14 protein-coding genes are annotated in these 14,132 nt (G+C 61.3%); 6 read left to right on the forward strand and 8 right to left on the reverse strand.

Annotated elements, in window-relative coordinates; genetic code table 11:
- Positions 1–32: 32 nt before the first annotated feature.
- Positions 33–638, forward strand: a complete 606-nt coding sequence (locus tag D3P04_RS00840; RefSeq protein ID WP_147391859.1) for a hypothetical protein — start codon at positions 33–35, stop codon at positions 636–638.
- Between the two features lie 33 nt (positions 639–671).
- On the opposite strand, the gene D3P04_RS00845 is transcribed toward D3P04_RS00840, so the two are convergent.
- The 8 genes from D3P04_RS00845 to D3P04_RS00880 form a co-directional block, all read right to left on the reverse strand.
- On the reverse strand, positions 672–1,511 hold the full coding sequence (locus tag D3P04_RS00845) for a substrate-binding periplasmic protein (protein WP_119744976.1): 840 nt from the start codon (positions 1,509–1,511) through the stop codon (positions 672–674).
- A 66-nt stretch (positions 1,512–1,577) separates the two neighbouring features.
- The gene (locus D3P04_RS00850) at positions 1,578–3,341 is read right to left on the reverse strand and encodes a pyrroloquinoline quinone-dependent dehydrogenase (protein WP_119744978.1); all 1,764 of its coding nucleotides are present in this window, start codon (positions 3,339–3,341) and stop codon (positions 1,578–1,580) included.
- Between the two features lie 53 nt (positions 3,342–3,394).
- A complete protein-coding gene (locus D3P04_RS00855) occupies positions 3,395–3,919 on the reverse strand; it encodes a c-type cytochrome (RefSeq protein WP_182912691.1) in 525 nt (174 codons plus the stop codon).
- A 323-nt stretch (positions 3,920–4,242) separates the two neighbouring features.
- Positions 4,243–5,001 (reverse strand): hypothetical protein, encoded by a 759-nt coding sequence (locus D3P04_RS00860; RefSeq protein ID WP_147391860.1) that lies wholly within the window; start codon positions 4,999–5,001, stop codon positions 4,243–4,245.
- Positions 4,998–5,807, reverse strand: coding sequence for an ABC transporter permease (locus D3P04_RS00865; RefSeq protein WP_119744984.1), 810 nt, complete (start codon positions 5,805–5,807; stop codon positions 4,998–5,000). Before D3P04_RS00865 ends, D3P04_RS00860 begins: the two co-directional genes overlap by 4 nt.
- Positions 5,804–6,808, reverse strand: a complete 1,005-nt coding sequence (locus D3P04_RS00870) for an ABC transporter ATP-binding protein (protein ID WP_232844845.1) — start codon at positions 6,806–6,808, stop codon at positions 5,804–5,806. Before D3P04_RS00870 ends, D3P04_RS00865 begins: the two co-directional genes overlap by 4 nt.
- A 164-nt stretch (positions 6,809–6,972) precedes the next feature.
- Entirely contained in the window at positions 6,973–7,428 is a 456-nt protein-coding gene (locus D3P04_RS00875; RefSeq protein WP_119745577.1) for a YaiI/YqxD family protein, read from the reverse strand.
- A gap of 254 nt (positions 7,429–7,682) precedes the next feature.
- Entirely contained in the window at positions 7,683–8,885 is a 1,203-nt protein-coding gene (locus tag D3P04_RS00880) for an NAD(P)/FAD-dependent oxidoreductase (RefSeq protein ID WP_119744986.1), read from the reverse strand.
- Between the two features lie 216 nt (positions 8,886–9,101).
- Here D3P04_RS00880 and D3P04_RS00885 point away from each other — a divergent pair, with 216 nt between their 5' ends.
- Genes D3P04_RS00885 through D3P04_RS00905 form a run of 5 tightly spaced genes read left to right on the forward strand, consistent with a single transcriptional unit; the run spans position 9,102 to position 14,130 of the window.
- Complete coding sequence (locus D3P04_RS00885) at positions 9,102–9,902, forward strand: creatininase family protein (RefSeq protein ID WP_119744988.1); 801 nt, start codon at positions 9,102–9,104, stop codon at positions 9,900–9,902.
- Positions 9,903–9,904: 2 nt separating this feature from the next.
- Positions 9,905–10,702: an ABC transporter ATP-binding protein gene (locus tag D3P04_RS00890; protein WP_182912692.1), complete on the forward strand. Its 798-nt coding sequence runs from the start codon at positions 9,905–9,907 to the stop codon at positions 10,700–10,702.
- Positions 10,683–11,546 (forward strand): ABC transporter permease, encoded by an 864-nt coding sequence (locus D3P04_RS00895; protein ID WP_232844846.1) that lies wholly within the window; start codon positions 10,683–10,685, stop codon positions 11,544–11,546. Before D3P04_RS00890 ends, D3P04_RS00895 begins: the two co-directional genes overlap by 20 nt.
- 5 nt (positions 11,547–11,551) lie before the next feature.
- Positions 11,552–12,739: an amidohydrolase family protein gene (locus tag D3P04_RS00900; protein ID WP_119745581.1), complete on the forward strand. Its 1,188-nt coding sequence runs from the start codon at positions 11,552–11,554 to the stop codon at positions 12,737–12,739.
- Entirely contained in the window at positions 12,736–14,130 is a 1,395-nt protein-coding gene (locus D3P04_RS00905) for an FAD-binding oxidoreductase (RefSeq protein WP_119744992.1), read from the forward strand. The genes D3P04_RS00900 and D3P04_RS00905 overlap by 4 nt, the downstream gene beginning before the upstream one ends.
- Positions 14,131–14,132 lie beyond the last annotated feature (2 nt).

Consider the following 14,132-nt stretch of genomic DNA (forward strand, 5'->3'; position numbering starts at 1 on the left):
AGGAGGAGGCCGCCGACTCTGGATGCTGCGGAATGGTATTTCTCTACGATCTGACCCTGCCCGAGATTTTGCGCCGCATTCTTGCGCTGCTGATCCATGCCGGGATGCAGGGGGGAATCCTTGCCATGGTCCTGACGCTCATGGGGGATCCGCGCCCGCGTGAGTCGGGGCGGTTCAGTTTCAATCCGTTTCGTCATGTCCTTCTGTCGGGCATTTTTCTGGGCATCGCCTTCCGCATGAGCTGGATCGAACCGATGCCCTTTGCCCCGGCGAATGACCGCATGACGCGATTGCGCCCCCTGCTTGCCGTGCTGCTGAGTTTCGCGTTGCTGCTGGCATTCGTGCCGCTGCTTGATCTGGCACGCGCACCGCTGCATGCTGCTCTTCCGCGCACAATGGGCTATATGACGCTGGCAAGCATCGATACGCTGCAATTCATGCTGGCCGGATCCGTGATGCTGGGATTGCTGCCGCTGCCGGGTTTGCTGGTCGGGACGGCGCTGCCCTCCATTTTCCCGGCAATCGCAAAGCGTTATTGCAAACTCGCGCCGATCGGAATGGCGCTGGCGGCCATTCTTGTCATTCTGGGCTGGTTTCCGGATGTAAAGCCTGTGGTCAGGGCGCTGCGACTGGTCTGAAGATCGCGCCGATCAGTCGTCACAAGATCCGGGTCATCGTGCTCCTGCCGCGTCGCCCGCTGTTCCTTCGTAACCGAAATCCTGCATCAGGCCGGCGATCGTGCCATCCGTGACCAAAGCGTCGATTGCCTCATCAACCTGAGTCCGCAAATAACTGTCCCGGGCCTTCATCAGAATGCCGACCCGCGTCACCGTATCGGGCACGGGCTTCATCGGGATGGCATGCAGTGCCGCAGCGTCGGGGTTGCCGGATTTCTCAAGCTCCGCAAGAACCGGCTGCCAGATCATCATCCCCGCAATCGAGCCATCCGCGACCCGTCTGGCCATCAGTTCCATATCCGCATAGGGAAGTCTGATGAATCGCTGTTCTTCGGGCTGTTGCTGGTTCCAGGTGATGAACACACGCTCGCCCATGGATGACAAAGCGGTGCCCAGTTTGCGGTCGCGGGGGATATCCAGCAAAGTCCGGTAATCGTCTTTGACCGTAAGCACATAGGGCAGGCTGACATAGGGACGGCTGAGGACCGCCCAATCAGGGAAGGGCGAATTCTCTTGCACGGTCATGCCGACCATGATGTCGCAGCTGTTATTCATCGCGATCTGCAGCTCGTCCATGAAGCCTTCGCCGCTGGTGGGATAGCCGCCAAAGCCTTCGTGGAATTCCGCCGTCAGAAACAACGCATCGGCTATCGCCTGTGCCACGGCGCGGTCGAATTCGCGAGTCTTGCCGGTCTGGTCCAGACAGACCTGCAATTTGTCGCCATCCATCCGCCGCGTATTGTCCAGAAGCTCCGAGGGCACACCATAGCTTTGCGCAAAGGACGAGGTCGCGGCAGCGAAGCCCAGAATCCCCGCCAATAACCATTTTATCATCCCGAAACCTTTCCTTACATGGGAAAGGGGGCCGAAACCCCCTTTCCCGATAGCAGATCAGCAGGTTTATTCAGCTTCGGTTTTCAGCTTGAACACGAAGATCGAGTTGCCATTGCCGTTCGGCAGCGGCGTTTCCGGGAAAGCCGACGCAATCGACGATGCCGAATTCGAATAACCGGTGGGCACGACCAGATATTGCTCGCCATCGACCTCATAGGTAACCGGTGAGCCTCCGACCGGGGCGTTCAGGCGCTGTTGCCACAGCACATCTCCGGTTTTGTCGTCGAATGCCTTGATATAGCGAGCAGCGTCGCCGCCGAACACCAGACCTCCGGCAGTTGCCAGAACCGACGAGGTCGGTGCTTCGCGCTGCCGATGCTGCCACAGGTGATCGCCCTGGGTCGTATTGACGGACAGGGCCTCGAACAGCCCGGCATTATCCTGACCTTCCGGCAGAACGCGGGGGCCGAACTTGACCGAACCGACCGCGTTACCGGCGGTGAATTCGGATTGCGTCGGCGTCACCTCGTTGCAGGCTTCGGTCAGAGGCACGTAATAGGTTTGGGTCAGCGGGCTATAGGAACCCACCTGCCAAAGCTTGCCACCCGAAACCGATGTGCAGACATGAACCGGTTGACCGACGGCGGTCGGAACCAGATCTTCGTTGATATGCACGGTGCCGTCGTCGTCGATCTTGGACACGACATTCTGGAACACGGTCTCTTTCGACCACAGATATTCACCGGTCTCACGGTCAAGCGCGAAGGCGATCCCGTTCTTGCCCGGAACCGAGATCAGCATCTTATGGGTTTCGCCGTCCACTTCCTGATCGACAAGAATACGCTCGAACGGGCTGTCAAGATCCCAGTTGTCGCGCGGCAGATGCTGATAGTACCATTTCAGTTTGCCGGTATTCACATCCAGCGCAAGCGTCGAGTTGGTGTAAAGCACGCTGCCATCGCCCGAGCCCCGGATCAGTTCGGCATAGGGTCCCGGCATGCCGACGCCCCAATAGGTCAGGCCAAGTTCCGGATCATAGGAACCGGTCGTCCAGGGCGTGCCGCCCCAGCGATTTTCCGGCGGAACCTCGCCCCAGCTTTCCTGCTGTTCGGGGTTTTCCGGATCGTTGATGGTATTGAACCGCCAGAGTTCCTCGCCCGAGTTCAGGTCATGCGCCATGATATAGCAGCCGCCTGCCGTGCCCGCGATCGAGCAGCCCGAGATGGCCGAGATGATCTTGTCATCCACGATCAATGCGCCAACCGTGTAGGAATAGCCCTTTTTCCAATCGAGAACCTGCTTTTCCCACGCGATCTTGCCGGTCTTCGCTTCCAGAGCGACCAGTTTCGCATCCGGCGTGGTCAGGATGATCTTGTCGCCAGCCAGCGCGATCGAGTTCTTCTGACGGCGGGCCTGATTGGCCTGATAGGACCAGGTCGAATTCAGTTGCGGCAGGATGTGACGATAGGTCCACAGCAGATCGCCGGATTTCGCGTCAAGCGCCTCGACGATGCCATCCGAGGTCTGCAGGAACATCACGCCGTCATGGATGAGCGGAACGGTTTCCTGAATGCCGACATCTGCCATCGGCCAGGCCCATGCCAGTTCCAGATCCTTGACGGTTTCCTTGTTGATCTGATCCAGTTCCGAGAAACCGGTATTCGAATAGTTGCCACGCCATTGCAGCCAGTCGCCTTTCGGCGGATTAGCCAGCAATTCCGGGGTGACGGGGGTGTAATTATCCAGCACGCCTTGCGCAAAGGCCGCTGGAACACATGCGATCAGCGCGGTAGACGCGATCAGCAGATGTTTGCGAATGTCGAGTTTCATTCTGGGTCTCTCCTGAAGGCAGGCGGCTTCGGAATGGCCTGCCCGAATCTGAATTATTTTTTGAATTTCGGCAGTTCCTTGCCCCAGGTATATGCTTGGGGCACATTCGTATCGCCTTCTTCTTCGCCGGCGGTTTCCTGATTGGCCAGCGCCAGTTCCGCCGCACCTTCCTTGGTTTCGGCAACAAGGCCGATCGAAGCCATATTCTCGGTGTCCATCGCCGTGTCGCCCGGCTTGGCACCGTTTTGCTGCATGATATATGCAACGATATTCAGATAGGTTTCCTCGCCCAGCTGGCCGGGTTGCGCCGGCGGCATGGCAACCGAAATAAAGTCATACAGGCCGCCAGCGGTGTCCCAGTTCCCCATGATGTCCTGACCGAACAGCGCAGGCGCTTCGGGGCCCTCAAGGCGCACGCCGTGGCAGCTTGCGCAATTAGATTGATAATCGGTTTGACCTGTCGACGCCTGCTCCGAGGTGAATCCCGCAGCAAAAACTGGGATCGATGATGAAAAGGTCATCGCAATGGCAGATGTGATGGTCAGGACGGCTGATCGTCCAAAGAGTTTGGCTGGCACCAGAACCTCCATAAAGGTTGACCGGGACGGCATAGCCGCCACGGTTCGGTCTGAAGGCGGCTTTCACCGCCCCCTGGTTGCTCGCGGGAATGTCAAAGCTGTGCAAATCATGCGTAAACCTTGCAAGGATACGGGTTGATTTGCGTGTCATTGGGTGTTCGCGCGCATTTTTATCGGCTGGTCATTTTGGAAATCTTCATGAGAAGCGCTCTGTTGATGATCAACCATAAGGATGATGGATGCGCCTGTTTTCGGCGAAGTTCAAGAGGGCTGAAGGCCCGGAACCCGTAAAGATGCCGATAATTTGCCTAAAATCTTTCGAATTAGTTAGCTCTTGCAACGAATTGTTTGTGCTGAATTTCTTTCTGCAATGCAGCACGAATCGCGCGGGTCAGCGTCACGTCTCCACGCCAGAGGCCGAAGGCAAGGGATGTGCTTTCGCCCGCTGCTGCGGGCAGGTCATGAGAGAGGGCTCCGGCCGGCAGCGGCGTCAGACTCGAGGCGATGGCCTCGCCGCCCTGCCGCAGCCAGACAGCCAGATCGGCCTCGGTGGCCAACGGGTGCGGCTGCCAGCCCTCGGCCCGCATCCAGCTTGACAATTGCACCCGGTTCAGCCCCGCCGAACCCATGAAGACCCCGACCTTGGCGCCCCGGGCAGGGGGGGCGCTGTCGCTGATCCGCACCAGACCGATCCGCCCGCCATTCGGCAGCAGCGTCAGAAAGCCGCGATTGGCTGCGCTGTCGGCCAAGCCTCCGCCCAGTATATCGCATTGCCCGCGCCCGATCTGCCAGTCACGCGGATTGAAGGACCGGCCCATATTCGCGATCTCGACCACTTGAAGCCGCAGATCCAGCTCCTGCGCGACGCCCTGCATCAGGGCAAGCTCATATCCCGGTCGGGTCGCGTGGTCGGCGCGGATCAACTCGCTGTTCCTGTCGGGAACGCAAAGGCGCAAAATCCCATTCTCCATCCGCTCGCTCAGCGAGGTATCGGGCGGCAGATGACTTAGCGCGACCAATAGCAGCGTAATCACACCGATATCGATTACGGGTTTCCGCCATCGCTTCCAGCCTTTGGTCACCTGCCGAAACTCCGCAAGGCCCACAGGAAGAAACCGATCATGCCGATGCCCACCAGACCAAAGCCGATCTGCGGCGGAAACTGATTGAAGTTGATCAGAATACCCCGCAAAGCATCGACCGCATAGGTGATCGGATTGGCGTAGATCAGCATGATCAGCCATTCGGGGTAGCTGGCGACCAGTTGGGTGCGCGTCAGCGACGGATCCAGCGGAAAAACCGAGGACGAGGCGAAATAAAGCGGCAGGATCACCGTATTCGAGAACACGCCGAAACCTTCGAAACTGCGGACCTTTCCGGCCAGAACCACACCGAAGCAGGTCAAGGCAAAGGACAGCGCGAACATATAGGCGATCGCTTGCGCGACCTGCGGCGCGGTCAGCGTGACATCCGCGAAACGCGCAAGGATCAGGACCAGCGTGCCATGCCCGGTTGCCGCAGTCGCCCCCCCAAGAACCTTGCCCAGCAGCACCGCCCATCGCGGCATGGGCGAGACCAGAATTTCGCGCAGAAACCCGAATTCGCGATCCCAGATGACCGAGACCGCGAACTGGATCGAGGTATACATGATGTTCAGCACGATCACGGCGGGGAACAGAAATTGCAGATAGCTGTAGGGCAGGACCAGCCGCACTTCGCCGAAAACCTCGCCCCGGAAATAGGGGTTCAGCCCGACGCCAAGGATCAGCAGCCAGATCAGTGGGCGGCTGACGCCCCCCAGAAGCTGACCCTTGTCGCGGGTCGCGCGCATGATCTCGCGCAGCCAGACGCCGTGAATGCCCCGCAATATGGGAAGAAATGAGTTCATCGCCGCCCCGCCCGCCGCCCGGCATTGCGCTGCGCCTCGCGTTCGCCATCGGTGCGGTCACGCAGAACCCTTCCGGTCAGGCTTAGGAAAACGCCTTCCAGCGTCGGCCCCTCGAAGCGCATTTCGCGCAGGCGATTGCCGAAGCGGGCCAGAAACCCGGCGACGAAATCCTCTTCCCCGGCCGGAATGGCCAAAGTTTCCGCGCCTATGGCATGAGCGCCGGGATAGGCGGCCAGAAGCGCCGCATGATCGGCAGGGGTTGCCGCAACCACATGCAGAAAGCTTTGGCCCAGTTCCCGCTTCAACTGACCGGGCGTGCCTTCGGCGATGATGCGGCCCTTGTCGATAATGCAGATGCGGTCGGCATCCTCGACCTCTTCGATATAATGGGTGGTGGTCAGAAGCGTCAGCCCGCGTTCGCATCGCTGCCGGTTCAGATAGGCCCAGATCCGCGCCCGCGTCTGCGCGTCCAGCCCCACTGTCGGCTCATCCAGAAACAGGATCTGCGGCTCATGCATCAATGCGCGCGCGATCTCGAGCCGCCGCTTCATGCCGCCGGAAAAACTGCGCACGACGGTCTCGCGCCAGCCGGTCAGTTCGACCAGATCAAGCATCCTGTCGATCGCATCGGCGCGCGCACGGCCCGGCATTCCGTATACCCGGCCATGAAAGTCCAGATTTTCCTCGGCCGAGAGCCGGTCGTCCAGGCTTGGATCCTGGAACACCATCCCGATCGACAGCCGCACCTGACGCGAGGCCCGGCGCAGGTCGTGCCCCGCCACTTCGACCAGCCCTTTATCGGCCTCGCGCAGCGTTGCCAGGACCGAGATCAACGATGTCTTGCCCGCTCCGTTCGGTCCCAGCAGGGCAAAGGAACTGCCGCGCCCGATCGATAGCGAAACATCGTCCAGCGCCACCTGTCCGCCATATTTCAGCGACAGATGTTCGACCCGCACGGCCGGACCCGCCCTTTCGGCAGTCTCATGGGGCTGGATCAGCAAGGATATGGACCTTCCGGCAAAATCGGCTTCCTGACAGTTGGTCTGATTGACTTCCCCACGGCCATACCCTTCCGGCGGGCGCAGGGAAAGACCGCAAATATAGGGTTTCGGGCTGGCACGGGTGAAATGGAGGCGCTGCCGGTTCGGGAATCCCGCAGCCGGGATCACCTGCCGCGCAGCGCCGCGTTCAGGGCCGTGTCAAGCGCCTGCAGGAAGCGGGATCGATCGGCTTTTGTGAATGACGGGCCATTCCCGCGGAAAAAAGGATCAGCGGCGCGGATGTCGCTCATCAGATCGCGGACCGCAAGCCTTTGACCGATATTCGTCTGTTTCAGCTCTTCTCCGGTCGGGGTAAGAACGCGGGCGCCTGCCTTGATGCAGCGATCGGCAAGCGGGATATCGGCGGTCACCACCACATCGCCCCGACCGCAGCGGTCGGCGATCCACTGATCCGCCTCATCCGGCCCCTCGTCCACGATGACCAGCGACACCAGCGGGTTTTGCGATGGCCGCAGACCTCCATTACACACCAGAACCATGGGAACCTGCATGCGGGTGGCCACGCGCTCGGCCTCGGTTTTCACCGGGCAGGCGTCGGCGTCTATATAGAGCGTGGTCATGACCGTCTTTCGGGTTGTCGAGCGCATAGCATACCGCCTTGTACGGGGACAGCAACGCCGGTCGTCGTTTCCGGATAGGAGGGAGGCGTTCGCCATGCGACCGGCCGGGGGTGCTGCCCGTCGCCGGCAGGTCTCTTGAACCAGTGGGCGACCCGCCGGCGACCTCTGAGGTATTTGGACAAAGAAGAAGCCTGTGCGTGGTCGGAGAGCGGCAGGTATTGCCGGGATTGTCCGTTGTCATCGGTGAGTTGTGGCTACAGCAATTCCTTCAGGTCGAAATCCGGATCGGCGACCTGATCCGGCAGGGGCGAGCGTTCCGCCTCGATCAGGCGTTTGCCGATCATGTAGCCGCGCGGATCGTTCATCGCATCGACCGCCAACAGCGTTTCGCCCCTGAAATACCAGTGCGAGCGGCTTTCGGGCGATTTTCCCGGGCGGATGACGACCCGGTCATAGCCGGTGTTCAGCCCGGCGATCTGAAGCTTGACGTCATATTGATCGGACCAGAACCACGGTTTCGGGATGTAATCCTGCGCATGACCCAGCATATTGGCCGCCACCGCCTCGGCCTGATCGATGGCGTTCTGCACGCTTTCTAGGCGGATCCGCGCGCCGCGATAGGGCAAACGGGTGCAATCGCCCGCCGCCCAGATATGAGAATCACTGGTCCTGCCCTGCACATCGACAAGGATTCCGTTGTCGCAGGCAATGCCGGCCGCCGCCGCCAGATCGTCATTTGGCAGGACGCCGATGCCGATAATGACGAAATCCGCCGCGCATTCCGGGCCATCGGCGAATTCGGCGGTGATGCCATTCCCGGAGCGGAGACGCTTCAGCCGGGCATCCTCGCGGATCTCGACGCCATGCGCGCTGTGAAGATCGCGAAAGAAGTCCGAGGTTTCGGGGGCGGCGACGCGTTGCAGGATCCGGGGAGCCATTTCCGCAAGGGTGACATGCAGGCCCAGTCCGGCGGCGACGGCTGCGGCCTCGAGTCCGATATAACCGCCGCCGACGATCAGCAGCCGCTGTCCGGGCCGGAATTCAGGCGCCATCCGGTCAGTATCGGCGAGGGTGCGGACGGCATGGATGCCGGGCAGATCGCCGCCCATCGCGGCAGGCAGTAATCGCGGAGAGGCTCCGGTCGTCAGGGCAAGTTTGTCATATGAAATGATGTCGCCCGCCAACTCGATCTGCCTTGAGCCGGGTCGGATCGCGCTGACCTGCCGCCCGCGGATCAGGGTGATCTCGTGGTCGAGATAGAAACGTTCGGGCCGGAGGTAAAGTTGTTCGCGCGCCATTTCCTTCATCAGGTATTTCTTGGAAAGCGGCGGCCGCTGATAGGGCAGCACGTCTTCGCCGCAGATCAGCGTAAGCTTCCCGTCATGGCCAAGCTGCCGCAATCTGGCGGCAAGCGCCGCCCCCGCCTGTCCGCCGCCGATAATCGCGATATGGCTCATCCTGATGATCTCCCTCTGCCTTTCGCCAGCCTGTGATTCGTGGCGATTTGCTGGCCGGAACTACCGGCAAACCGTTCATCTTCCCGGCTTTTCAAAAAAACTTATCAATTAGTTTGACCAATTGCTATGAATTTGTTTAGCCTGCCATGCAGTGGAGGAGCACATGACGGAATTCATCATGCCGACCCGGGGCGCCGGGGCCGGAGGGCTGCCGAGATGAAACGGTACTGGGCCGATTATTCCCGAACCGAATTCGGGGTGCTGGACCGGGAAAGGATCATCGCCGTCCTGCCGATCGGCGCGATAGAACAGCACGGCCCGCATCTGCCGATGTCCGTCGACAGTTGTACCGTCGACGGCATCACGCGCCGGCTGGCGCAGGCGCTGCCCGCCGACAGCCCGGTCCTGTTCCTTCCGGTGCAGGCCGTCTGCAAGAGCGACGAGCATATCGACTTTCCCGGAACGCTGACCCTGACGGCCGAGACCCTGATCCGGGTGCTGACCGAGATCGGCGCAAGCGTGGCACGGGCAGGGGTCCGCAAGCTGATTCTGCTGAACGGTCATGGCGGCAATATTCCGGTCATGGAGACTGCCGCGCGGCAGTTGCGGATATCGCATGGGATGATGACATTTTCGGTGAACTGGTTCGGCTTTGGCATGCCCGACGGGCTGTATTCACCGACCGAGCGCAGCCACGGCATCCATGCCGGCGACATGGAAACCTCGGTCATGCTGGCCCTGGATCCGGCGAATGTGGATATGAGCCTTGCCCGGGATTTCCGGTCGCGTGGTCAGGATCTGGCCGAGCGGTTCAGTCATGTCGGGCTGGGTCGGGCAGTGAAGCCGGGGTGGAAGACGCAGGATCTGAACATTGCCGGCGCCTGCGGCGAAGCGCATCTGGCAAGTGCCGAAAAGGGCGAGGCGACTCTGGCCCATGCCGTCGAACGGCTGGTCGAGGCGATGGCCGAGATCGACGCCATCCCGCTCGACTGGCTTGACCGCGTACCGGAGGAATGAAGATGCTTGACCGCCCCGAGGCTTCGAACCTGATAGAGATGCGCGATGTCGGCAAGCGGTTCGCGAATGGAACCGTGGCGATCCGCGACATGTCCCTGACCATAAGGGACGGTGAATTCGTCAGCTTCCTTGGCCCCTCGGGCTGCGGCAAAAGCACCGCGCTGAAGATGATCTCGGGGCTGCTGTCGGTCTCGGGCGGTCAGCTTGCGGTGAACGGTCATCCCCCCGGCCAAGGCCGCGATAATGCCGATATCGGCTTTGTATTCCAGGATGCCACGCTGATGCCCTGGGCCACGGTTTTCGACAATGTCTACCTGCCGCTGAAGCTGAGCGGCCGAAGCCGGGCCGAGGCCCGTTCACGCGTCGAAGAGGCGCTTGCAATGGTCGGTTTGGCGAATTTCGCGAAAGCCTATCCGCGCGAATTGTCGGGCGGGATGAAGATGCGCGTATCGATCGCGCGTGCGATGGTCACCCGGCCCAAGCTTTTGCTGATGGACGAGCCTTTCGCGGCGCTGGACGAGATGACCCGCGCCAAGCTGAATGACGAGGTGCTGTCGTTGTGGCGCTCGCACGGGCTGACGGTGATCTTCGTGACCCATTCGGTGTTCGAGTCGGTCTACCTGTCCAGCCGCGTCGTGGTCATGGCGGCGCGTCCCGGCCGGGTCGTGCATGATATCCCGTTGCCCGGCGGCTATCCGCGCGATGCCTCCTATCGGATGACGCCCGAATATACCGAGAGCTGCCGCATGGTCAGCAACGCATTGGAAGGGACCATGGATCATGTCGATCTCAACCATTGAAGCCAGAGCCGACGCGATGCCCGATCAGCCGCAGACCGATCCCCGTATCCTGCGCGAACGGAAAGAGCGTCGGCTGCGGATCGTCATGCCGATCACGGCGATTCTTCTGGCATTGGGGCTGTGGGAATTTCTGGTGTGGTACAATGAGGTACCGCATTACCTGATCCCGGCACCCAGCCTGATCGCGAAGACTCTGGTCGAGGATTGGGCCAGCCTGATGCAAAGCGCCGCCTTCACCGTCAAGCTGACCCTGATGTCGCTTGCTCTGGCGATCGTTGGCGGTGTGGCTTTGGGCATGCTGTTCGCGCTGTCGCGCCCGTTGGAGATGAGCTTGTTTCCCTTTGCCGTCATCATGCAGGTGACGCCGGTCATCGCGATTGCGCCGCTGATCCTGATCTATGTCAGCAATACCTTTGTGGCGCTGCTGATCTGTGCATGGATCGTGGCGTTCTTTCCGATCCTGTCGAATACGGCCATCGGGCTGCGCAGCGCGGATCACAATCTGCGCGATCTGTTCCGGCTGTATCAGGCGACGCCGTGGCAGCGGCTGCGTTATCTGCTGATCCCGTCGGCACTGCCCTATTTCATGGCGGCATTGAAGATCGCGGGCGGGCTTGCACTGATCGGCGCGGTGGTGGCGGAATTCGTCGCAGGGACCGCAGGGCAGAATACCGGGCTTGCCTCGCGCATTCTGGAATCCAGCTTCCGAAACGAGATCCCGCGCATGTTCGCCGCGCTGTTTCTGGTGTCGCTGCTGGGGGTCGTCATCTTTCTGATCACCTCGTGGTTGTCGCGAGCCGTGCTGGGGCACTGGCACGAAAGCGAAATCAAGCGCGAGGGCTGATGCGGATGCGTGACATGGATGATCGCGGCGAGCTGACAGGCATCGCTCTGGCCGGGCGGGCGGGGCATTGGGACCTTCGGCATGAAGGCGGACGGATCACTGCTCTACGCCCCTCGCAAAAGGGAGGCGGCGGCTTCGTCACGCCCTTGCTGGCGGATATCCATACGCATCTGGACAAGACGTTTACCGCCGCGCGGATGCCGCATCGGGCCGGGTCGCTGTTTGACGCCATCGAGATGATGGCCCGGGATGCCGAAGGCTGGACCGAGGATGACCTGCGATCCCGCGCAGGCCGTGCATTGGGCAAGGCATACCATCACGGGACCGCCTTGATGCGCAGTCATGTCGACTGGAACGATGCGCAGGCGCCTTTGGCATGGCAGGTCCTGTGCGGGCTGGCCGAGGATTGGCGCGGCCGGATCGGGTTGCAACTGGCCTCGCTGACGCCGCTGGATCGTCTGGTCGAGATCGGTTCCTCCGTGGCCGCGCAAATTCGCGACAGCGGCGGCATTCTGGGCGCTTTCGTGTATCGCAATGCCGATCTGGCGGCAAAAATCGGGACGGTGTTCGATCTGGCGGAAAGATACGGGCTGGATCTGGATTTTCACGTTGATGAAGGGCTGGACCCCGATGCCCGCGGCATCGATGCGATCATCGGGGAAACCGCGCGGCGTGGCATGGCGGGGCGCGTGCTGTGCGGGCATGGCTGCGCGTTGTCGATCCGCGACAGCCAAGAGGTTGCCGGTATCCTGGACCGGGCGTCCGAGGCCGGAATTGGCCTGACCGTGCTGCCGGGCGCCAACAGCTATCTTCAGGACGCCGCCCCGGGCCGGACGCCGCGCCTGCGCGGGCTGGCACCCTTGCGAGAGGCGCAGGAGGCGGGCGTGCCGGTGATGATCGGCTCGGATAATGTCCGGGACGGGTTTTTCCCCTATGGCGATTACGATCTTGGCGACATGTTCCGCCTTGCCGTTCTGGCCGGGCATCTGCCGCCCGATGAATGGCTGGATTCCATCAGCGAGAGGCCCGCGAACTGGATGGGCCACAGCCTGCGCCTGACCGAAGGCGGGCCGGCCAGTTTTATCCGCATCGCGGCCGAGGATGCGGGCGACGCAATCAGCCGTTCCCGCGCCGCACGGGCGATCTGGCGCGACGGCAAGGTGCTGCCGGAATTGCAAGGAGAACAACAATGACCGCAATTCGCAATCTGGAGGCGTTCAAGGCTGCACTGAACGGTGTCCGCTTTCATGATGATGAGAAATATCTGGCGGCGCGGTCGCATGATTATTTCTGGTACAGCCCGATTTTGAACGAACAGCTGAAGGATCTGACCGGTGATCTGGTCGTTCTGCCGCAAAACCTCGATGAGGTGATGCAGGTGGCGGCGCTGGCGGCCCGCCACAGGCTTCCCCTGACCCTGCGCGGCGGCGGCACCGGCAATTACGGGCAATGTGTGCCTTTGGAGGGCGGGGTCATCATGGACCTGACCCGTCTCGACAGGGTGATAGAAATCACCGATGGCCATGTCCGGGTCGAGGCCGGTGCGCGGATTTCGCGTCTGGACGATGCCGCGCGAGAGACCGGGCAGGAATTGCTGATGTATCCCTCGACCCGCCAGATGGCCACGATCGGCGGGTTCATTGCCGGGGGTTCGGGCGGGATCGGCTCGCTGCGTCACGGCATGCTGCGCGATCCGGGCAACGTGACCTATGCCAAAGTCGTCACGGTCGAGCCCGAGCCGCAGGTGATCGAGCTTCACGGCGGCGATACGCAGAAAATCCAGCACGCCTACGGCACCAACGGCATCGTGGTGGAACTGGGACTTGCATTGACCCGTGCCACCGACTGGATCCATATAGCGGTTCTGTTCGACGGCTATGACAAGGCACTGCGCTTTGCGACGCGCGCGCAGGCGGATGGCATGGATTGCTATCTGCTGACCGCGGTCGAGCGGCGTTTCGCGCCGTTCTACCGCAAGTTCGGCGACCATTTTCCCGCTGACCGTGATGCGATCTTCGCGATGGTCGCCCCGGACGAGATGGAGCGCTTTACCGAAGAGGCCGAGGCGTGCGGCGGTCGGGTGTCCTTTGCCCTGACCAAGCCGGAAATCCGCGAGGCGGGGCTGCAACCGGCCTATGAATGCGGCTGGAACCACACCACGCTTCAGGCGCTCAAGGTTGACAGGGGCTGGACCTATCTTCAGGTCGCCTATCCGCGCCCCTTCGATCCCGATCTGGTCATGCGCCAGATGGAGCGTTATGGCGACGAGGTTTTCTGGCATCATGAAATGGCGCGGATGGAGGGCGAAATCCAGATTTTCGCCCTGCCGCTGGTGCGCTGGCGCGGCAAGGAGGCGATGTATCGTCTGATCGACGAACTGGAGCGGCTGGATGGCTGCACGATCTTCGATCCGCATGTGGTGACCATCGAGGATGGCGGCATGAAGCAGATCGACGATGCGCAGATCCGGTTCAAGAAACTGGCCGATCCATATGGCCTGATGAACCCCGGAAAAACGCGGGGCTGGCATGCGGGCATGGCGCGTGACGATCAAGATCAACGACAACAGGGAGAAACGGCGTGAAC

This window comes from Paracoccus onubensis (assembly GCF_003591515.1).
GTDB classification, from domain to species: Bacteria; Pseudomonadota; Alphaproteobacteria; order Rhodobacterales; family Rhodobacteraceae; genus Paracoccus; species Paracoccus onubensis.

Coding starts and splice junctions, on each gene's coding strand:
- D3P04_RS00865 (WP_119744984.1), bottom strand. CDS start 5,807: ATGAACTCATTTCTTCCCATATTGCGGGGCATTCACGGCGTCTGGCTG.
- D3P04_RS00900 (WP_119745581.1), top strand. CDS start 11,552: ATGCGTGACATGGATGATCGCGGCGAGCTGACAGGCATCGCTCTGGCC.
- D3P04_RS00875 (WP_119745577.1), bottom strand. CDS start 7,428: ATGACCACGCTCTATATAGACGCCGACGCCTGCCCGGTGAAAACCGAG.
- D3P04_RS00895 (WP_232844846.1), top strand. CDS start 10,683: ATGTCGATCTCAACCATTGAAGCCAGAGCCGACGCGATGCCCGATCAG.
- D3P04_RS00890 (WP_182912692.1), top strand. CDS start 9,905: ATGCTTGACCGCCCCGAGGCTTCGAACCTGATAGAGATGCGCGATGTC.
- D3P04_RS00880 (WP_119744986.1), bottom strand. CDS start 8,885: ATGAGCCATATCGCGATTATCGGCGGCGGACAGGCGGGGGCGGCGCTT.
- D3P04_RS00840 (WP_147391859.1), top strand. CDS start 33: ATGGTATTTCTCTACGATCTGACCCTGCCCGAGATTTTGCGCCGCATT.
- D3P04_RS00845 (WP_119744976.1), bottom strand. CDS start 1,511: ATGATAAAATGGTTATTGGCGGGGATTCTGGGCTTCGCTGCCGCGACC.
- D3P04_RS00905 (WP_119744992.1), top strand. CDS start 12,736: ATGACCGCAATTCGCAATCTGGAGGCGTTCAAGGCTGCACTGAACGGT.
- D3P04_RS00850 (WP_119744978.1), bottom strand. CDS start 3,341: ATGAAACTCGACATTCGCAAACATCTGCTGATCGCGTCTACCGCGCTG.
- D3P04_RS00885 (WP_119744988.1), top strand. CDS start 9,102: ATGAAACGGTACTGGGCCGATTATTCCCGAACCGAATTCGGGGTGCTG.